The 19,752-nt window shown below is 63.6% G+C and carries 15 protein-coding genes; 6 read left to right on the top strand and 9 right to left on the bottom strand.

The window, feature by feature from the left end; genetic code table 11:
- Window positions 1–14: 14 nt before the first annotated feature.
- Together QCE73_RS19905 and QCE73_RS19900 are read right to left on the bottom strand one after the other, a co-directional pair.
- Window positions 15–1,406 carry an MFS transporter gene (locus QCE73_RS19905; protein ID WP_309883236.1) on the bottom strand — a complete coding sequence of 464 codons (1,392 nt, stop codon included), beginning with the start codon at window positions 1,404–1,406 and terminating at the stop codon, window positions 15–17.
- A 220-nt stretch (window positions 1,407–1,626) separates the two neighbouring features.
- Window positions 1,627–1,881: a DUF6723 family protein gene (locus QCE73_RS19900; protein ID WP_035509638.1), complete on the bottom strand. Its 255-nt coding sequence runs from the start codon at window positions 1,879–1,881 to the stop codon at window positions 1,627–1,629.
- A gap of 307 nt (window positions 1,882–2,188) precedes the next feature.
- On the opposite strand from QCE73_RS19900, the gene QCE73_RS19895 reads away from it, so the two are divergent.
- The 3 genes from QCE73_RS19895 to QCE73_RS19885 all read left to right on the top strand — a co-directional run bounded on the left by QCE73_RS19895 (window position 2,189) and on the right by QCE73_RS19885 (window position 8,596).
- The gene (locus tag QCE73_RS19895; RefSeq protein WP_309883235.1) at window positions 2,189–7,063 is read left to right on the top strand and encodes a response regulator; all 4,875 of its coding nucleotides are present in this window, start codon (window positions 2,189–2,191) and stop codon (window positions 7,061–7,063) included.
- 164 nt (window positions 7,064–7,227) lie between these two features.
- On the top strand, window positions 7,228–8,004 hold the full coding sequence (locus tag QCE73_RS19890) for a hypothetical protein (protein WP_309883234.1): 777 nt from the start codon (window positions 7,228–7,230) through the stop codon (window positions 8,002–8,004).
- A gap of 7 nt (window positions 8,005–8,011) precedes the next feature.
- Window positions 8,012–8,596 (top strand): hypothetical protein, encoded by a 585-nt coding sequence (locus QCE73_RS19885; protein ID WP_309883233.1) that lies wholly within the window; start codon window positions 8,012–8,014, stop codon window positions 8,594–8,596.
- A 101-nt stretch (window positions 8,597–8,697) separates the two neighbouring features.
- On the opposite strand, the gene QCE73_RS19880 is transcribed toward QCE73_RS19885, so the two are convergent.
- Window positions 8,698–9,816, bottom strand: coding sequence for a 3-deoxy-7-phosphoheptulonate synthase (locus tag QCE73_RS19880; RefSeq protein WP_035509695.1), 1,119 nt, complete (start codon window positions 9,814–9,816; stop codon window positions 8,698–8,700).
- Between the two features lie 166 nt (window positions 9,817–9,982).
- Between QCE73_RS19880 and QCE73_RS19875 the strand changes: the two genes are divergently transcribed.
- Together QCE73_RS19875 and QCE73_RS19870 are read left to right on the top strand one after the other, a co-directional pair.
- Complete coding sequence (locus QCE73_RS19875) at window positions 9,983–10,657, top strand: HAD family hydrolase (protein ID WP_309883232.1); 675 nt, start codon at window positions 9,983–9,985, stop codon at window positions 10,655–10,657.
- 13 nt (window positions 10,658–10,670) lie between these two features.
- Complete coding sequence (locus QCE73_RS19870; RefSeq protein ID WP_309883231.1) at window positions 10,671–11,696, top strand: aldose epimerase family protein; 1,026 nt, start codon at window positions 10,671–10,673, stop codon at window positions 11,694–11,696.
- Window positions 11,697–11,703: 7 nt separating this feature from the next.
- On the opposite strand, the gene QCE73_RS19865 is transcribed toward QCE73_RS19870, so the two are convergent.
- The 6 genes from QCE73_RS19865 to QCE73_RS19840 all read right to left on the bottom strand — a co-directional run bounded on the left by QCE73_RS19865 (window position 11,704) and on the right by QCE73_RS19840 (window position 18,754).
- Entirely contained in the window at window positions 11,704–12,840 is a 1,137-nt protein-coding gene (locus QCE73_RS19865; protein WP_309883230.1) for a porin, read from the bottom strand.
- A gap of 184 nt (window positions 12,841–13,024) precedes the next feature.
- Entirely contained in the window at window positions 13,025–14,530 is a 1,506-nt protein-coding gene (locus tag QCE73_RS19860; protein WP_309883229.1) for an ATP-binding cassette domain-containing protein, read from the bottom strand.
- Entirely contained in the window at window positions 14,527–15,453 is a 927-nt protein-coding gene (locus tag QCE73_RS19855; RefSeq protein WP_309883228.1) for a branched-chain amino acid ABC transporter permease, read from the bottom strand. The genes QCE73_RS19860 and QCE73_RS19855 overlap by 4 nt, the downstream gene beginning before the upstream one ends.
- Before the next feature lie 2 nt (window positions 15,454–15,455).
- Complete coding sequence (locus QCE73_RS19850) at window positions 15,456–16,331, bottom strand: branched-chain amino acid ABC transporter permease (protein WP_309883227.1); 876 nt, start codon at window positions 16,329–16,331, stop codon at window positions 15,456–15,458.
- Window positions 16,332–16,415: 84 nt separating this feature from the next.
- Window positions 16,416–17,654 carry an ABC transporter substrate-binding protein gene (locus tag QCE73_RS19845; RefSeq protein WP_238215122.1) on the bottom strand — a complete coding sequence of 413 codons (1,239 nt, stop codon included), beginning with the start codon at window positions 17,652–17,654 and terminating at the stop codon, window positions 16,416–16,418.
- A gap of 203 nt (window positions 17,655–17,857) precedes the next feature.
- Complete coding sequence (locus tag QCE73_RS19840) at window positions 17,858–18,754, bottom strand: LysR family transcriptional regulator (protein WP_309883226.1); 897 nt, start codon at window positions 18,752–18,754, stop codon at window positions 17,858–17,860.
- Between the two features lie 92 nt (window positions 18,755–18,846).
- Here QCE73_RS19840 and QCE73_RS19835 point away from each other — a divergent pair, with 92 nt between their 5' ends.
- The gene (locus QCE73_RS19835; protein ID WP_309883225.1) at window positions 18,847–19,623 is read left to right on the top strand and encodes an NAD(P)H-dependent oxidoreductase; all 777 of its coding nucleotides are present in this window, start codon (window positions 18,847–18,849) and stop codon (window positions 19,621–19,623) included.
- The last annotated feature ends 129 nt before the right edge of the window (window positions 19,624–19,752 follow it).

Below are 19,752 nucleotides of genomic sequence, written 5' to 3'. Positions count from 1 at the left end.
AAAACCAAAACCCCTCAAGCGTGCCGATGCTCCGGCAACCCCTCATGCGCATCCTCGCGCCGCACCCCGCCGCCCGCCTTCGCACCAGGAATCTCCCGCCCACGCAGCGAGCACCCCACCGTCTCCGTAACGAACAACAACGCAATCGCCCCCACCGCGCAAGCGCCCATCATGTAATACGCCGGCACCAGCGTGCTGCCCGTGCGGCCGATGAGCCAGTCGGTGACCATCGGCGCGGTGCCGCCGAAGATCGACGTCGAAATGTTATAGGCGATCGCCATCCCCGCATAACGCGCCTGCGTCGGGAACATCGCGGGGAACATCGCCGAGATGCTCGCGAGTTGCGGCACATAAAGCAGCCCCAGCACGCCGAGACCGATCAGCGCGCCGGCAATGCCATGCGACATCAGCGTGAACATCGGCACGGCCGCGACGAAGATGCCGACGAGCGAAAGCCACCACACCTTCTTGCGCCCGATGCGATCCGACAACGCGCCCGCGAACGGCAGCAGCACCATCATCGACAACATGCCGATCAGGGGCAGCAGCAGCGAAAGGTTGTCGCTCATGCCGAGTTCCTTCTTCATGAAAGTCGGCATGTACGCGAGCAGCACGTAGTTCACCACGTTCAGCGCGACGACCAGCCCGCCGAGTTGAAGCAGCGGCTTCCAGTAGCTCGCGAAAAGCTCGCGCAACGGCAGGCCCGCGTGGTGCTCGCGTTCGGACGCTTCGGCGCACTCGCGGAACACCGGCGTATCTTCCATCTTCGAGCGCAGATACAGTCCGATCAGACCGAGCGGCGCCGCGACGAGGAACGGCAGGCGCCAGCCCCATGCGTGCATCGCGTCGTTGCCGAGCAGGACCGAGCAGCCGAGCATCAGGAACGCGCCGAGCGAGAAGCCCGCCAGCGTGCCGAACTCCAGGAAACTGCCGCAAAAGCCACGCTTGTGATCGGGCGCGTACTCGGCCATGAAGGTCGCCGCGCCGCCGTACTCGCCGCCCGTCGAGAAGCCCTGGATCATGCGCAAGGCGACGAGCGACGCCGGCGCCCACAGGCCGATGCTCGCATACGATGGCAGGACGCCGACGAGCAGCGTCGCCATCGACATGATGATGATGGTCAGCGCGAGCACATGCTTGCGCCCGAGCCGGTCGCCGAGCGGTCCCCAGAAGAGTCCGCCGAGCGGCCGGACGAGGAAGGAAATCGCAAAGGTCGCGAGCGCGAAGAGCGTGGCCTGCGCCGTGCTGCCGGGAAAGAGCGCGGCTGAAATATAGGTGAGGCCGTAGCTGTAGATGCCGTAGTCGAACCACTCGGTCGCGTTGCCGATGGCCGACGCCGCCATCGCGCGTCTGATGGGTGCGCGCGACTGCGCGTCTTGCGTCGTGGAGGGTTGCACGTAACTCATAGTCGTTGTCCGGGTGCGTCAGTGGCCCGGTGCTGCGCCCGAGTTCGCGCGCCACGCACCGCCTTGAGTTCAAGATACAGACGCATCCCGCATGCCTCGCATGTCCTAGGACGATCGGGACGCTGGGGTTTTCCCCGAAGCACCGGCGATTCTTGCCGATGCGTCGCCGATATCGCGGGCTTTTTACCGCGTGTCATAGGACATTCGCGCCGGCACGCGATCAAGGCTCGGGATTGGCGATGTCCGCCGTGACGATGCGTCTGCCGAGCGCTTCGGCGGCATGTCGCGCGTCCTCGCTCGATTCGAACGGGCCGATGGTCTCGCAGCCATCGAATGGATAGAGCACGCGCTTGTCGCGCTTGCGAACCACCTTGAGTGTGCCGATGTGCATGCCCGTCGCGTTGACCACATACGACGCGTAGATGTCGAAGCCTTCGTACGTCCCTGCTTCGGAGGTGAGTGTGGTTCTGGGCATCGATCTGGACATGTTCTCGAACGTCGTGGCTGCGTGAGTACGCAATGTGCTTGTGTCGGTATCGGTTCAGCAAATTGCGTTCCGAACGTCCGGCGCGTTCCCGTCCGATGATGCAAAGACACCGGAGCGCGGTTGCAGGCGGGCCTGCCGCGCACAAGGCCGACACAAACCGAAGCCGTTTTCCATGCGAGAATTCGAAAATCGCCTGCGTGCCGTGAACCATCGCGCAAGCGATTCGAACCTTAATACGTGCATTGCCGGCACATGACGTCGCCGCATCGAGACCGGGCGAGGAGACCAAGCGTCGATGAAAGCTGACAATCTGATCGCGGATACGAGGATGAACGGGCTGGACCCGAGCTTTCTCCTGGGCGGCGGCGAAATGGGCGCGCTCATCCGCGAAATCGATTGGACACAAACCGCGCTCGGCTCGCCCGAACACTGGCCGCAAAGTCTCAAGACGGCCATCCGCATCATGCTGACGTCGCGCCAGCCGATCTGGGTCGGCTGGGGGCCCGACCTGCTCTTCTTCTATAACGACGCGTACAAGCCAATCATCGGCGGCAAGCATCCGCAGGCACTCGGCCGGCCGACGTCGGTCGTGTGGCGCGAAATCTGGAACGAGATCGGCCCGCTGCTCGACACCGCGCTCGTGGGCGTCGAAGGCACCTACGTCGAACAGAAGCTCCTCATCATGGAGCGCAACGGCTTTCCCGAGGAAACGTATTACACGTTCTCCTACAGCCCGATTCCCGACGACCGCGGCGGCGCGGGCGGCATCATCTGCGCGAACAGCGACGACACGCAACGCGTGCTCGGCGAGCGCCAGTTGAATGTGCTGCGCGAGCTGGCGGCATCGGCGGCCGACGCGCGCACCTGGCGCGAGGCGTGCGAACGTTCGATGAACGCGCTCGAAGGCGCATCGCGCGACATGCCCTTCGCGCTGCTCTATGCGGTCGATCCCGGCGGCGACACGGCGGCGCTCGTCGGCGCTTGCGGCATCGGGCCGGAGCATCGCGCCGCGCCCGCGATCCTGCACGCGGCGCACCCGAACCCGTGGCCCTTTCACGAGGTGCTGCGCGACAACGAGGCGCGCATCGTCACGCATCTGGATCGCCTCATCGACGCGCCGCTGCCCACCGGCGCATGGAGCGTCGCGCCGGCGAGCGCGGTGATCGTGCCCATCGCGCCCTCGGGCGAAACGGGCCTTTCGAGCGTGCTGATCGCCGCGCTCAATCCCTATCGCCTGTTCGACGAAGGGTATCGCGCGTTCGTCAATCTGGTCGCGGGCCAGATCGGCGCGGCGATCGGCTACGCGCACGCCTACGACGAAGAGCGCCGGCGCGCCGAAGCGCTCGCCGAAATCGACCGCGCGAAGACCACGTTCTTCTCCAACATCAGCCACGAGTTCAGGACGCCGCTCACGCTGATGCTCGGCCCGCTCGAAGAGCTGCTCGCGAGTCCAGGCCGCGTGAGCCGGGAGGACATGCGAAACGTCGAGGTCATGCATCGCAACGGCTTGCGGCTCCTGAAGCTCGTCAACGCGCTGCTCGACTTCTCGCGCATCGAGGCTGGGCGCATCGAGATTCATCGGCAGCCGACGGACATCGCCGTGTTCACCGCCGAACTCGCATCGCTCTTTCGCTCGGCGATCGAAACGGCCGGCCTGCGTCTGGAAATCGACACCGGACCGGCGCCCGTGATCGCGGAGATCGACCGCGACATGTGGGAAAAGATCGTGATGAATCTGCTGTCGAACGCGTTCAAGTTCACGTTCGACGGCGTCATCCGGATTGCGCTGCACAAGAACGCGGAGCACGGCATCGAACTTTGCGTGAGCGATACCGGCATCGGCATTCCGCAGCAGGAACTTGCGCGCGTGTTCGAGCGCTTTCATCGCGTCGCGGGCGCGGCGGGCCGTTCGATGGAAGGCAGCGGCATCGGGCTCGCGATGGTGCAGGAGCTCGTCAAGCTGCACGGCGGCACGATCCGTGTGGAGAGCACGCCCGGCGATGGCGCGTGCTTCACCGTCACGTTGCCCGCGCCGCGCGAACCCGCCGCTGACGCAGACGGCGCGCCGCATGCCGAAGCGAGCATACGCGCGCGTTCGTACGTCGATGCCGCCATGCGCTGGATGCCCGACGCGAATGAGCAGCCCGTCGTCGAGAGCGATGACGACACGGCGCTCGGCGTGAACGCGACCGATGAGCCGACGCTCGCCGACGCGCTGCCGGGCCGCGTGCTCGTGGTCGACGACAACGCCGACCTGCGCGACTACATGCGCCGCATGCTTGTCGCGGCGGGCCACGAGGTCAGCGTCGCCGCCGATGGCGAAGCCGCGCTCGCCATCGCGCGAACGGCGCATCCCGAGGTGATCGTCTCCGATGTGATGATGCCGCGCCTCGACGGCTTCGGGCTCCTGCGCGCGCTGCGCGAGGACGAGGCGCTGCGCGAGACGCCCGTAGTGCTGCTGTCGGCGCGCGCGGGCGAGGAGGAGCGCGTCGGCGGACTCGAAGCGGGCGCGGACGATTATCTGACCAAGCCCTTCTCCGCGCGCGAACTGCTCGCACGCGTGGCGAGCAATCTGCGCCTCGCGCGATTGCGTCACGCGACCGAACAGAAGCTGCGCGACGAATCGCGCACGCTGGAGATTCTCAACCGCGTCGGCACGACGGTCGCGGGCGAACTCGAACTGAGCCGCGCGGTGCAGGTCGTCGTCGATGCCGCGACCGAGCTGACAGGCGCCGCCTTCGGCTCGTTCTTCTACAACGTGCTCGACGACAAGGGCGCCCGCTATACGCTCTACACGCTGTCGGGCGTGCCGAAGGACACGTTCTCCCGATTCCCGATGCCGCGCAATACCGCCGTGTTCGGCCCGACATTCGCGGGCGAAGGCATCGTGCGCTCCGACGACATCACGAAAGATCTGCGCTACGGTCACAACGCGCCGCATCACGGCATGCCGAAGGGCCATCTCGCCGTGTGCAGCTATCTCGCCGCGCCGGTCGTCTCGCGCAACGGCGAAGTGCTCGGCGGACTCTTCTTCGGCCATCCCGAGCCGGGCATCTTCACGGACCGCGCGGAGCGGATCCTGACCGGCATCGCGTCGCAGGCGGCGATCGCCATCGACAACGCGCGTCTCTATCAGGCCGCGCAGGACGAGATCGACGAGCGCACGAAGGCGCAGGACGCGCTGCGCGATCTGAACGAAACGCTGGAACGCCGCGTGGCCGATGCCGTCGCGGACCGCGATCGCTTATGGGAACTGAGCGAGGATCTGTTCTTCGTCGCGAGCTTCGAGGGCGCGCTGTTGCGCGTCAGTCCTTCATGGACGACGGTACTCGGCTTCGATTCGCAACGCCTGCATTCGCACACGGTGATGGACCTCGTGCATCCGGACGATTCGCACGGCGCCACGGCCGAACTCGGCAAGTTGCGCGCGAACGGCCTGCCGGTGCGCTACGAATGCCGTCTGAGCCGCTCGGACGGCGGCTGGCGCTGGATCGCGTGGACGGTGTCGCTCGATCCGCGCACGCGGCGCATTCACGGCGTGGGCCGCGACGTCACGGCGGATCGCGAAACCGCCGACGCGCTGCGTCACGCCGAAGAAGCGCTGCGCATGGCGCAGAAGATGGAAGCCATCGGCAAGCTGACGGGCGGCGTCGCGCACGACTTCAACAACCTGCTGCAGGTGATCGGCGGCAATCTGCAATTGCTCGCGAAGGACGTCGCCGGCAAGGACAAGCCGGAGCAGCGCGTGAGGAATGCGCTCGCGGGCGTCGCGCGCGGCGCGAATCTCGCGTCGCAGTTGCTCGCGTTCGGCAGACGTCAGCCGCTCGCGCCGAAGGTCGTGAATCTGGGGCGCTTCGTGCGCGGCCTCGACGACATGTTCCGCCGCGCGCTCGGCGACGGCATCGAGATCGAGACCATCGTGTCGGGCGGCTTGTGGAATACGCTCGTCGATCCGTTCCAGGTCGAGAACGCATTGCTCAATCTCGCGATCAACGCGCGCGATGCGATGAACGGTCACGGCAAGCTCACGATCGAAGCGGGCAACGCATCGCTCGACGAAACCTACGCGATGCGCAACGCCGACGTATCGGTCGGCCAGTACGTGATGGTCGCCGTGACGGACACGGGCTCGGGCATGTCGCCCGAAGTGCAGGAACGCGCGTTCGAGCCGTTCTTCACGACCAAGCGCGAAGGCCAGGGCACGGGCCTCGGGCTCTCGATGGTGTACGGCTTCGTCAAGCAGTCCGGCGGACACGTGAAGGTGTACAGCGAGCAGGGACACGGCACGACGGTGCGCCTCTATCTGCCGCGCGCGCGTGCCGAAGAGGACCTCGAAATCAATATCGATGCGGGCCCGGCGAAGGGCGGCAGCGAAACCATTCTCGTCGTCGAGGACGATGAGGAAGTGCGCGCCACCGTCGTCGAGCTGCTCGTCGATCTCGGCTATCGCGTGCTGCGGGCGAAGGATGCGCAGAGCGCGCTCGCGATCGTCGAGAGCGGCGTGCCGCTCGATCTGCTCTTCACCGATGTCGTGATGCCCGGGCCGTTGCGCAGCACCGAACTCGCGCGCAAGGCGCGGGAACGCGTGCCGGGCATCGCGGTGCTGTTCACGTCGGGCTATACCGATAACGCGATCGTGCATGCGGGGCGGCTCGACGAAGGCATCGATCTGTTGAGCAAGCCTTATACGCACGAGGCGCTGGCGCGCAAGGTGCGGCATGTGCTCGGGCTGTCCGCGCAGGCGTCGGAAGCCGTTGTCGCGGACATCGACACGCATGTGCCGCGTGTCGCCGAGAACGATGCGCTGTCGTGCATGCGCGTGCTGTTCGTCGAAGACGACGAACTCGTGCGCACGAGCACCGCCGAGTTGTTGCGCACGTTCGGGCTTGATCTGATCGATGCAGGCAGCGTCGATGAGGCGCTTGCGCTGTTGCGCCAGTATCGCTTCGAAGTGCTGCTGACGGATGTGGATCTCGCGGGGCAATCCGGCGTGGATCTGGCCATCGCCGCGTGTCGCGAAGCGCCTGAGCTGGGCGTCGTGTTCGTGAGCGGCTACGATCTCGCGCTCAGCGATGACGAGCGGCGCGCGTTGCCGAGAGCGGTTCAGGTGCGCAAGCCGTTCGATCCGCTGGCGCTGGTCGATGCGTTGAATGCGGCGGTGGCGAGGTAGGGATGATCCGCAAACCTCGCATTCGGCGGCAGCCCGTTTCGATCGCGTAGCGTCGGCAGACAGCGCCATTCGCGGCAATTACCCATCCTCACGCTCGAACCACATCGAGATCATCCGAAACGTCCCTCGTCTAGTCGAAAGCCAGAGCCTCGTCCGGCTTTTCGTTGACAAAAAACAATCTTTTGACTTTCAAGTTTGGTGTTTCGCTCTGCTACCATCGCCGTGCGTTAGTGGGCGATGCTGAGCTCGACATCGCACGGGATGTCTCCAGGTTCGACGAACAAAATACCAATGACAATATCCATATAACTATGCATAACGAAACAAATACGCCCGGGAATATGGCGATCTTTCGCCGCATCGTCACCGCATCGGTGTTACTCGCTACAACGCTTCTCGCTGCGTGCACCAGCGTCTATGTCGACACACAGACGAAGCAAGTGCCGGTTGCCCAAATGAAAAAGGTCGCCGATCCGAAACCAGTGCAACTCGTGTTCGAGTTCCAGACTAAGGGAGCGCCCAATGCACGGGCAACGGATACGTTGAGCAGCGCGGTAAGCAAGGAAGTCAAGGATTCCGGGCTGTTTTCCACGGTTTCCTCAAACCCGCAGCCAAACGCGGGCATGCTCAGCGTCACCCTCAACAACGTCCCCATCACGGAAGACGCCGCTTCCAAAGGCTTTGTCACCGGTCTGACCTTCGGGCTCGCCGGCAATACCGTCACGGATGGGTATATCTGCACCGTCAGCTATCTCGCTCCCAATCGGACCACGCCGATCGTCAAAACGGCACGTCACGCGATCCACACGACTATTGGAAACGCCAGTGCGCCAGCGAACGCGCAGAAGTCGCCGTCGGCGCTGGATGCCATCAATCAAATGACGCTCGATGTGCTGAGCAACGCGCTTGACGACTTGTCACGCGATCCCGCGTTCGAGTGAGGTCGTCATGAGAGCAATCAACTGGATAGCACCGCTGTCTTTGAGCGCGGTCATGCTTTTGGCCGGATGTGTGCAGATCCCGATGCATGCCCCGCAACCAAGCGTCGAAAATGTCGCCAAGCTGCGCCGCGCCAATCCCCCTCCCGGCAAGGTGGAGATCGGCACGTTCGCGCTGGACCCATCGCAACCGGAAGGCATGGACCGCAGTGTCAGCGTCCGTGGCAGTACCGTGACCTCTCCCGTGAAGGACTCGATGGCTCAATATCTGCGTGAGGCATTGCGCGTCCAGTTGCAATCGGCAGGACTACTCGATCCGCAAGCCAACACGATAATCTCGGGCACGCTTCTCGACAGCACCATGAATGGACCTATTGGCACAGGCAATGCCTCGTTGACGGCGCGCTTTGTCGTCACGCGTTCCGAGGCCGTACAGTACGATCGGACACTTCATGTGGATTCGACGTGGGACTCGCCGTTTGTGGGTGCCATCGCGATTCCTGAAGCAGCGAGGCAGTATGAAGCTTTGTACCGAAAGCTGATCGGCATGCTGCTCGATGACGAATCGTTCATCAAGTCGCTTGCAGCGCGTTAATCAGCCGCATTCGGCAACTGGGTCAATGCGTTGAATGCGGCGGTGGCGAGGTAGCGTTCCATCGAAAACGCTATATCGCCCCCGCATCGGCATTACCCGGCTCACCCCGCGCGGCGCTTTCTCACAGCCTGCGCAAGCAGTTCGAGCACCGGCTCGCTCTGCGTCCAGCCCAGGCACGCATCGGTGATCGACACGCCATGCTTGAGCGGCACGCCGGGCTTGAGATCCTGACGCCCCTCTTCCAGATGGCTCTCGATCATCACGCCGGTGATGCGTCGCTCGCCCGCTTCGAGTTGCCGCGCGATGTCCTGCGCAACATCCACCTGACGCAGATGCGACTTGTTCGAGTTGGCATGCGAGCAATCGATCATCACCTGCTCGCGCTGGCCGAGCTTCGCCAATGCACCGCACGCCGCCGCGACACTTTCCGCATCGTAGTTGGGTCCCTTCGTGCCGCCGCGCAAGATGACATGGCAGTCGTCGTTGCCGCGCGTCTCGAAGATCGCGGCCATGCCCATCTTCGTCATGCCCATGAACGCGTGGCTCGCGCGCGCCGCGACGATCGCATCCGCCGCGACCTGCACGCCGCCGTCGGTGCCGTTCTTGAAGCCGATCGGACAACTCAGACCCGATGCAAGCTGCCGGTGACTCTGGCTCTCCGTCGTGCGCGCGCCGATCGCGCCCCACGCGATCAGATCGGCGATGTATTGCGGGCTCAGCAGATCGAGAAACTCCGTGGCGGTCGGAAGACCCAGCGCGCTGATGTCGAGCAGAAGTTCGCGCGCGCGGCGCAGACCTTCGTTGATGCGGAAGCTGCCGTCCAGACGCGGATCGTTGATATAGCCTTTCCAGCCCACCGTCGTGCGGGGTTTTTCGAAGTACACGCGCATCACGATGAAGAGATCGTCGCGCAACTGGTCCGCGACTTTCTTCAGACGCTGCGCGTATTCCATCGCCTGATCGTGATCGTGAATGGAGCACGGACCGACGACCACGACGAGCCTGTCATCGCGGCCATGCAGTATGTTCGCGATCGCGCCGCGGCTTTCCTCGACGAGCGTCTGCACCTCGGGCGTCACCGGCAATTCGTCGAGCAGCAGGGCCGGCGAGATCAGCGGACGCACGGCGCCGATGCGCGTATCGTCGATACGGGTCGTGTCTTGCGTGGCGTCGGCCACGCCTGCTTCCTGATCGCGGGAGGGATTGTCGATGCGGGTCAAGATAGGCTCCGTCATGCGTAATTGATGCAAAATTCAAGGACTTTGTGCGTATTGTCCGCGAGGTAACCGGCTCGCGGCGCAAGCATCCATTATCGCACTTGCGGCAGCCCGCTTGCCCGATCCTGCGTATCATGAAGTCGCTCGGACACACTCATGGGAGAAGATCATGCGTATCGAAACGTCATTCCTGTTCGACCTGGACGGCACGCTCGTCGATAGCGTCTATCAGCACGTGCTCGCGTGGAAGGAAGCGCTCGACGCCGAAGGAATCGAGTTGTCCGTGTGGCGCATCCATCGCAAGATCGGCATGAGCGGCGGGCTCTTCACCAATCAGTTGCTGCGCGAAACGCATGGCGAGATCAGCGCGGATCGCGTCGAGCGGCTGCGTCTGTTGCATGCGGAAGCGTACAAGCGGCTGCGCGCGCAGGTCTGCCCGCTGCCGGGTGCGCGCGAGCTGCTCGCAGCGCTGACGCAGGCCGGTACGAAATGGGCCATCGCGACGAGCGGACGCATGGAGACCGCGCAGGTCAATCTCGAAGCGCTGGGCGTCGATCCGTCGAAGCAGGTGGTCATCACGCGCGACATGGTGAAGTACGCGAAGCCCGATCCCGATCTCTTCCTCGCCGCGGCCGCGCGCCTGAACGTGCCGATCGAACATACGGTCGTCGTCGGCGACAGCATCTGGGACATGCTGGCCGCGCGTCGATGCCGCTCGCTCGGCGTCGGCCTGCTCTCGGGCGGCTATGGCAGCGACGAACTGGAGCGCTCGGGCGCCTTGCGCGTGTATGAAGATCCCGCGGATCTGCTGCTGCATCTCGATGAAGTCGCGGCGCGTCCGTGAGATGATCGCGCGCATGACCTCCTCTTCTCTCATCGACATTCGTCCCTGGGACGACGCGCATCTCTACACGCTGCGCAGTGCGTCGGGTATGCGCATCGAGATCAGCGATCTGGGCGCGACGCTCGTCTCATGGTTCGCGCCCGATCGCGACGGACATTTCGCCGACGTGCTGCTCGGTCACGACACGCCCGCCGACTATCTGAACGGCAGCGCATTCATGGGCGCGATCATCGGGCGCTGGGCCAATCGCATCCGCGATGGACGCTTCATGCTCGACGGCATCGCGTATCAGGTCGAGCGCAACGAAGGCGCGAATCATCTGCATGGCGGCTCGGCGGGTTTTCATCGGCAGATGTGGCGCGTGGACGTAGCCGATGACGCGCTCGTCATGACGCTGCACTCGCCCGCGGGCGCGGCGGGCTTTCCCGGCAATCTCGACGTGACCGTGCGCTACGCACTGAACGACGCGGGCACGTTATCGATCGATTACGAAGCGCACACCGATGCGCCGACGCCCGTCAGCCTCACGAACCATGCGTACTTCAATCTGGGCAATGACGCGAGCATTCGCGATCATGAAATATCGATTGCATCGGACACGTATCTTGCGATCGATGCAAGGTCGATTCCCGTTGCACGCGAAGCGGTAGCGAACAGCGCGTTCGATTTGCGCGAGGCTGCATCGATCGGGGCGCGTCTCGATGCATCGCATCCGCAACTCGCGCTCGCGGGCGGCTTCGATCATTGCTATGTGCTGGGCGAAGACGCGCAAGAGCCGCGCACGGTCGCCGTGCTGTTCGACCCGTCGAGCGGACGCGAATTGAGCGTCGCCACCGATGCGCGCGGCTTGCAGTTCTACTCGGGGAATTATCTGGAAGGCGTGAGCGCGCGCAATGGGTCGCGCTATCGCAAACATGCGGGGCTGTGTCTCGAAGCAGGCGGCTTTCCGGACGAGATCAACATGGACGGCGAGCGTGCCGTCCTGCGTCCCGACGCGGTGTATCGTCAGCGCACGCGCTATACCTTGCGCGTGCGCTGACGCGCGATCAGAAGATGTTGCGCAAGCCGATCGATACGCCCGTCTGATTCGAGCGGCCCGGCAATTCGACATCCGCCGCGCCCGTCACCTTGTTGAAGTCGACGGTGCCATACACTTCGGTGCGCTTCGACAATGCATACTCCGCCAGCGCGACGCCCGTGTAGCGATTGCCGCTGCCCGTCGCGCCGCCGCCGATGGCCGCGTTCTTCATGTGATCGTAGTAGAACGCGCCCGTGAGCAGCAGCGCCGGCGTGACCTGATACGTGATGCCCGCGAACGGACCGTCGTCGCGGCGGCCCGAGCCCTTCAGGATATCCGTGCCCGACACGAGCCCGCGCTGTTGCAGGATGCTGTCGACGAAGCCGGTGTCGTCGGTCGAATGCAGATAGCCCGCATAGAGCTTGGCCGCGCCGATCGTATAGACCGCGTTCGCGTTCCAGATCTTCTGCTTGTTCGACGAGTTGTCGCTGTTCTGCTGATAACCGCCGCCGATGGACAACGGGCCCATCGCGTACGACGCCGTGAAGCCGTACATGTTGCCCGCGCCCATATGGCCCGGCACCTGACCGGAGAAGCCACCCGCGCCCGTCGCCGTGTAGTTCGTGCCGAACGAGTACATCGCGCCGAGCGTGAGGCCCGCGAACGTGCCGTTGTACTTCACCGCGTTATCGGCATAGAGACCCGCGCCCAGTGCAACCGGCAGCCACGCGTTCTCGAAGTAGTTGCCGACGGTGAGCGGATCATACGTGTCGCCGAGCATGTCGAAGAGCGGCGTCTTCTGACGGCCGAGCGTCACCGTGCCGTACTGGCTCGACAGGCCGACGTAGGCCGCGCGATTGAATGCGCGCGCGCTGTCGGAGTACTGGCCGTTCTCCAGTTCCACACCGCTTTCCAGCCGGAAGATCGCCTTCAGGCCGCCGCCGAGATCTTCCTCGCCCTTCATACCGAATCGGCTGTTGGTGATCGCGCCGTTGGTCATGAACAGCTTGCCGTCGTTATTGGCGTTGGCGTTCGTGAGATAACGCACGCTGACGTCGGCGACGCCATAGAGCGTGACCGAGGTTTGCGCGAATGCGGACTGACAGGCGAGCGCGATGACCGATGCACCCATTCCTGCGATGGCACGCGATGTGATTGTCTTCATGATGTGTTGGAGCGTCTATTTATTAGCGATTTTGTGGGGCTTCGATGCGTCGCCTTTCAGTTCACTGTCTAGATGAACGCGGCTTCGGCGTGACGCATGAAGGCACGCGATTTTTAACACATCAATTGTCGCGATGCGTGGTTTCGTGCACTACGTGTGGTGTTTTTGCGCAACAGCGAAGGCGTCATGCTCTCGCTTGCATCGGCTCGGACGGCACCGCTTCGAGGAACCCGCGCCCCATCTCCTTCTCGAAACGCGACGGGCTGCCCTCCCACACGATGCGCGCATGTTCGAGCACATAGACCCGGTCCGCATGAGGCAGCGCGAACGTGACGTTCTGCTCGCCGAGCAGCACGGTGATCGGCGTGGTCTTCTGCATCAGTTCCATCGCCTTCGACAATTGCTCCAGAATCACCGGCGCGAGGCCGAGCGTCGGCTCGTCGAGAATGAGGAGCTTCGGCTGCATCATCAGCGCGCGAGCGATGGCGAGCATCTGCTGCTCGCCGCCCGACAGCGTGCGCGCGGTCTGCTTCTCACGCGCTTCGAGAATCGGAAAGAGTTCGAAGAGCCATTTGAGCTGATCGGCGCGCGCCTTGTCGGAGAGATGATAGCCGCCGAGATCGAGGTTCTCGCGCACGGTCATATCGCCGAAAAGCTCGCGCGTTTCCGGGCATTGCACGATGCCCCCGCGTGCGATCGCCGCGCCGCTCATGCCCTTCAGATCCTTCGAGCCGTAGTGGATGGTTCCTTCGTAAGGCACGAGCCCGGAGATCGCGTTGAAGAGCGTCGTCTTGCCTGCGCCGTTCAATCCCACGACCGATACGAACTCGCCTTCGCGCACATGCATGTTCACGCCATCGAGCGCGCGCGCCTTGCCGTACAGCACGCCTACATTGTCGACCTGAAGGATCGAAGGCTTGCTGTTCACCACTTCCGCGCCGCGCTCGCGCGCCTCGATCTTGCCGCCGAGATACACGCGGCGCACGGTTTCGTTTCGCATCACCTCGTCGGCGGTGCCTTGCGCGACATACTCGCCGAGATACATCGCGAGCACGCGATCCGCGAGCGCCGCGAGGCTCTTCACGTTGTGATCGACGAGCAGCACCGCGCGCCCTTCCGCGCGAAAGCCGCGGATCAGTTCGGAGAAGGTTTCCGACTCGGCCGCGGTGAGTCCCGCGAAAGGCTCGTCGACGAGCACGACGCGCGGATCGCGCGCAATCGCCTTCGCCATTTCCATGCGGCGCAGATCGGCGAAGGGCAGCGTCGCCGGATGACGATGCATCACTTTCGCGAGACCCACGCGCTCCGCGATCTCGCGCGCGCGGCGATTGACATGCGGATCGGCGGCGAGCTTCACGAGCGAGTCGGGCAACAGCGCGAGCTTGATGTGCTCCAGCACCGTTTGCCGATGCAGCGGCCGCGAATGCTGAAACACGATGCCCACGCCCGCGCGCGCGATGCGATGCGGCAGCCAGCCGGCCATCTCGACGCCATCGACCTTGATCGAACCCGCGTTGGGCCGCTCGATGCCCATGATGAGCTTCATCACCGTCGACTTGCCCGAGCCGTTCGGACCGATCAGGCCGAGTATCTCGCCGGGCTGGATATCGAAGCCGATATCCTTCACCGCGACGAGACCGCCGAAGCGTTTCGTCAGACCGCGCACGGAGAGCAGAGGTGAATCGTTCATTCGCGCTCCTTCACGCGGAGAATGTTGCCGAGCAATCCATCCGGAAAGAACAGGATGACCGCGAGCGCGACGGCCGCGACCACGAACGTGTTGATCTGCCCGAGCGGACGCAGGAATTCGCCCGCCACGATGAGAAAGATCGAGCCGAGCACCGCGCCGAGTATCGTGCGCCGCCCGCCAAGCACGGCCGCGATGATGATCTGCACGCCGATGCCGATATCGACCACCGTGCTCACCGACGCCGTGCCCTGATAGAACACGAGCATCGCGCCCGCGACGCCCGAGAACACCGCGCTGATGCAGAAGGCCGCGAGCTTGTGCTTCACGACGTTGAAGCCGAGCGCCTGCGCGCCGACGGTGTCCTGCCCGCTCGCCTGCAGAATGAGACCGATCGCCGAGCGCGACAGGCCGAACAGGATGATCGCGCAGCCGATCAGGAACGCGAGCGCGATCCAGTAGTTGTTGCTTGCGTCGACGGACATCACGTCGGGCACCATCATGCCGATCTCGCCGCCCGTGATGCCCGCGAAGATCACGATCGCGTTCTGCAGCAGCAATACGGCGACGAGCGTGACGAGGCCGAAGTACGGCCCGCGCAATCGCAATGCGGGCACCGCGAGCAGCAGGCCGCCGACGAGCGCGACGAGGCCGCCCGCCATCACGCATATGGGTATCGGCGCGGCGGCGTGCGCGTTCAGTATCGCGGCGGAATAGGCACCGAGTCCGATCAGGAATGTCGGACCGAAGTTGACCTCGCCGGCGAAGCCGAACAGCAAGTCCCACGACATCGCGAAGACGCCGAAGTAATACGCGACGGTCAGCACGCCGAGGATATAGCCGGTGAGCCACCACGGCAGCGTCGCGGCGACGATCGCGAGCAGAATCGCGGACATTGTCAGGCGCGAGCGAACGATGTCTTTCATGATCAGCGCCGTCCGAGAAAGCCTTGCGGCCGCACATACACGACGAGCACGAGCAGCAGCAGCGCGGGCAGCGGCCGCAGCGTCGGCGCGATGAGATACGCGGTGACGGTCTCAAGATAGCCCACCACATAAGCGGCCATCAACGAACCCGAGACGCTCCCGAGACCGCCCAGCACGACGATGGAAAACGCGCTCGCCGTGAGTTGCCCCGTGTTGTTCGTGCTCACACCGAGAAACGATGCGAGCAGCACGCCCGCGATGCCCGCGAGCACGCCGTATAGCGTCCACGCGAGCAGATAGATGCGCGACAGCTCGAAGCCGAGCAGCGTGAGGCCGCGCGGATTCATCGATGCCGCGAGCAGCGCCTTGCCCGCTTTCGTGCGATTCACGAAGAGCCACAACAGGCCGATCACGACCCAGCACACTACGGCGATCATGATCTCGTTGTACGGCACGCGCACGCCCGCGACGCTCGCGACGCCGGGAATCAGCGGGCGCATCGTGATGGGGTTGTCGGAGAAAAGATAGGCCATGCCCTGCTGGATCATGATGCCCCAGAGGAGCGTGCCCGTCAGCACGAAGATCTCCTTCTCTTCACGCGGAATCGCGGCGGAATTCTGAATCGGCCGCACCACCATGAAATAGGTGATGAAAGCGGCGATCATCCCGCAGATCACGCCGAGCGGCGTGGCGATGTACGTGCTCAGACCCGCTTCGCCGGCGAGCGCCCAGCCGAGCAGCGCGGCGATCAGCATCACGCCGCCGTGCGCGAGATTGAGCACGCCGGAGACGCCGAAGATCAGCGTGAAGCCGATCGCGCCGAGCGCATAGAGCGAACTGATGGCGAAGCCATCGATGAGTATTTGCAGTGGCAGCATGGCGGCCTTTTTAGTCGATGTCCACGTGGAACCGGTCCCCGCAACATGCGCAAGGCGCACGCGCCTTGCGCGACGCAAAGGCGTTCAGTTCGCGGCCGCCTGCACCTTCACGAAGGCCGGAAACTTGACCTTCCCGTTCGCCACCGACTTCGGCCAGATCGCCACCTGCTTGCCGTTCTGCCATTGCAGGTTGATGCCGGTGATATAGCCTTCACCGTACTTCAGCGCATGGGTGAACTGATCGTTCTTGCCGTAGAACTGCCAGCGTCCGATCGTGCCGACGTAGTCGGTTTTCTCCAGCGCATCGACCATCTTGTCGGGATCGGTCGAGCCCTGGTTGCGATGAATCGCATCGGCGATGATGTACACGAGGTCATAGCTCGTGAAGCCGTCGTATGCGGGCGATACGCCGGCAAAGTGCTTCTGGTACGACTCGACGAAAGGCACGGTCTTCGGTGTCATCGCGACGCCGGGCGCCGCCGCCGATGCGGTGATGACGCCTTCGGTCGCGCCGTTGGTGTCTTTCCAGAAGCTCGTCGTCGTGGCCTGCGAGCTTTGGCCCGACATCGGAATCGGCACTTGCTGATCGTGCCATTGCACGGTCGGCTGCACGCCGACATGGCTGATGCCCGTCGTGATCGTGTCCGGATGCTTCGCTTCGATCTGATTGAAGATCGGCGTGAAGTCCGACGTGTCCGGATTGAAGCGGATGTGATCCAGCACTTTCAGGCCCGCTTTCGGCAGGCATTCGAGGTAGCGTTCGTCGAGCGGCTTGGTCCACGCGGCGTCTTCGCTCATCACGACGGTCGTCTTCATCTTGAACTCGCCGACGAGCACGTCATGCGAGAAATCGCAGATCGATTGCGCGATGAACGCGGACGTCATCCAGCCGTGGAAGGTGTACTTGTAGTTGGCGTAATCGTCGTGGACGCGCTTCGAGATTTCGTTGCTCGCCGCGCCCGGCGTGATGAACGGCATCTTCAGGCGCGCGGACCACGGCTCCATCGCGAGCGCCACTTCGCTGATATAACTGCCGATGATCGCGACCACCTTGTCCTGACTCGCGGCGCGCTGAAACGCACGCACGCCGTCCGACGCGGACGAGTGGTCGTCATACGCGATGATCTGAATCTGCCGGCCATCGACGCCGCCCTTGGCGTTGATCTCTTCCGCGGCGAGTTGCGCGGCCTTGCTGATCGACGCACCGGCCACGGCGGACTCTTCGCTGATGACGCCGATCTTGATCGGCTCGCCCGCTGCGTGCGCCGTGGCCGAGAGGCCCAGCCCCGCCATCACCGTACCCGTTGCAATGACGGTACTCATTCCCCGCCGCGACTTGCCCTTTGACATCATCAGTCTCCTCTTTGTAATCGCGAAACGATCGTGGAGCGACGCCAACCAGACACATGACACATGCAGCAATTAAGGATTTGCCGACAAACAGTAGCACTCACGTTTCATGCGCTGAATCGGTACTAACGATAAAGACGGTCATGCGGAAACGTCATCAATGATTGGCAATGCTTTCAGACAGCTTGCGCGATGAAGTCGCGCAACCATCGATGCGCCGGATCGCGATGGACGCGTTCGTGCCAGTACATCGACATCTCGTAGCCGGGTACATCGACGGGCGGCGCGACACTGCGCAACTCGGGCCAGTGTTTCGCGAGCCTGAGCGGCTGCATCGAAACGAGATCGGTCGTTGCGAGCACGGAACGCACGAACAGGAAGTGCGGCACCGAAAGCGCCACATGCCGCGTCATGCCGAGCGTAGCGAGCGCGGCATCCGTGGGCCCGGCGAAGCCTCCGCCATCGGGCGACACGATCACGTGTTCCAACGCGCAGAACTGCGCGAGCGTAGGCCGCCGTTTCAATCGCGGATGATCCTTGCGTCCCACGAGCACATAGCTTTCCGTGTACAGCACTTGCTGATGAAAGCCGGCCGTTTCGGGCGATGTGATGTGAAACGCGAGATCGATCTCGCCGTTCTCCGCCTGCTTCGCGAGCCGCTGCGGCATGATCTCCAGCACCGCGATCCGCGTATGCGGCGCGGCCGCGCGCAAGCCGCTCAACGCGGGCAGCAGCACGGTCGATTCGGTGTAGTCGGTGGCGGCGATGCGCCATGTGTTGTCGGCGGTCGCGGGATCGAACGCGGCTTCCGGCGACACCGCGCGTTCGAGCGACGCGAGCGCCTCGCGCAATGGCTCGCGCAGACTTTCGGCGCGCGCCGTCGGCCGCATGCCGCGCGGTCCGGGCAACAGCAAGGGATCGCCGAAGATATCGCGCAGCTTGGCGAGATGCACGCTCACGGACGGCTGCGAGAAATGAAGGCGTTCGGCCGCGCGCGTGACATTCTGCTCGGCGAGCAGGACATCGAGCGTGACGAGCAGATTGAGATCGAGCCTTCTCAAGATATTATTCATGTCAATGCCTGCAATTTCAGATATTCATTTCCACTATACCCGCGCAGTCTCTAAGCTGGCCATCATTCCTGAACCGATTTGGAGATTGCCTGATGAAAGTGCTGATCGTGTATGCCCATCCGGAACGTCGTTCGCTGAACGGCGCCATCAATGATTTCACCGTCGAGCGCCTGCGCGCCAACGGCCACGAGGTGCAGGTTTCCGACCTGTACGCGATGAACTGGAAAGCCTCGCTCGATGCCAACGACGTCCGCGAACGTAACGGCGATGCGCCGTTTCATGCGGCCCTCGACTCGAAGCACGCATTCGAGAACGGTCTGCAGAGCCGTGATATCGAAATCGAGCAGGACAAGCTGCGCTGGGCCGACGCCCTGATCCTGCAATTCCCGATGTGGTGGTTTTCGATGCCCGCGATCATGAAGGGCTGGGTCGAGCGCGTGTATGCGTATGGTTTCGGCTACGGCGTGGGCGAGCATTCGGACACGCACTGGGGCGACCGTTACGGTGAAGGCATGATGGCGGGCAAGCGCGCGATGATCGTCGTCACGACGGGCGGGTGGGAATCGCATTACAGCCCGCGCGGGATCAACGGACCCATCGACGATATTCTGTTTCCGATCCAGCATGGGATGTTGTTCTATCCCGGGTTCGATGTGCTGCCGCCGTTCGTTCTCTATCACACGAGCATGATGGACGATGCGCGTCTTCGTGCGACTTACGATGCGCTCGGGCAGCGGCTCGATCGTCTCTGGGATGACGCGCCTATCGCGTTTCGCAAGCAGAATCACGGGGATTATGCGATTCCTCTTCTCACGTTGCGTGAGGAGCTGGCGGTGGGGAGGACGGGGTTCGCTGCGCACGTCGATTGAGGTAGGGCGCGGGAGAGGTCGATGGGGGTTTCGCCGGATCCCGGTTTCGTGTCGGTCTATTAGCACTGCCCCTCCCCGGGGCGGGGGTCACTTTCTTTGCTGCTGCAAAGAAAGTAACCAAAGAAAGCA

It is taken from the genome of Caballeronia sp. LZ029 (assembly GCF_031451275.1).
Classification (GTDB): Bacteria; Pseudomonadota; Gammaproteobacteria; order Burkholderiales; family Burkholderiaceae; genus Caballeronia; species Caballeronia jiangsuensis.
Note: the sequence above shows the minus strand (reverse complement) of the source record. Positions and strands in the feature narration are given on the sequence as shown.

Excerpts from the sequence above, each read along its gene's own strand:
- QCE73_RS19900 (WP_035509638.1), bottom strand. The coding sequence starts at position 1,881 with ATGCCCAGAACCACACTCACCTCCGAAGCAGGGACGTACGAAGGCTTC.
- QCE73_RS19870 (WP_309883231.1), top strand. The coding sequence starts at position 10,671 with ATGACCTCCTCTTCTCTCATCGACATTCGTCCCTGGGACGACGCGCAT.
- QCE73_RS19850 (WP_309883227.1), bottom strand. The coding sequence starts at position 16,331 with ATGCTGCCACTGCAAATACTCATCGATGGCTTCGCCATCAGTTCGCTC.
- QCE73_RS19885 (WP_309883233.1), top strand. The coding sequence starts at position 8,012 with ATGAGAGCAATCAACTGGATAGCACCGCTGTCTTTGAGCGCGGTCATG.
- QCE73_RS19840 (WP_309883226.1), bottom strand. The coding sequence starts at position 18,754 with ATGAATAATATCTTGAGAAGGCTCGATCTCAATCTGCTCGTCACGCTC.
- QCE73_RS19895 (WP_309883235.1), top strand. The coding sequence starts at position 2,189 with ATGAAAGCTGACAATCTGATCGCGGATACGAGGATGAACGGGCTGGAC.
- QCE73_RS19905 (WP_309883236.1), bottom strand. The coding sequence starts at position 1,406 with ATGAGTTACGTGCAACCCTCCACGACGCAAGACGCGCAGTCGCGCGCA.
- QCE73_RS19855 (WP_309883228.1), bottom strand. The coding sequence starts at position 15,453 with ATGAAAGACATCGTTCGCTCGCGCCTGACAATGTCCGCGATTCTGCTC.
- QCE73_RS19875 (WP_309883232.1), top strand. The coding sequence starts at position 9,983 with ATGCGTATCGAAACGTCATTCCTGTTCGACCTGGACGGCACGCTCGTC.
- QCE73_RS19845 (WP_238215122.1), bottom strand. The coding sequence starts at position 17,654 with ATGAGTACCGTCATTGCAACGGGTACGGTGATGGCGGGGCTGGGCCTC.
- QCE73_RS19835 (WP_309883225.1), top strand. The coding sequence starts at position 18,847 with ATGAAAGTGCTGATCGTGTATGCCCATCCGGAACGTCGTTCGCTGAAC.
- QCE73_RS19860 (WP_309883229.1), bottom strand. The coding sequence starts at position 14,530 with ATGAACGATTCACCTCTGCTCTCCGTGCGCGGTCTGACGAAACGCTTC.
- QCE73_RS19865 (WP_309883230.1), bottom strand. The coding sequence starts at position 12,840 with ATGAAGACAATCACATCGCGTGCCATCGCAGGAATGGGTGCATCGGTC.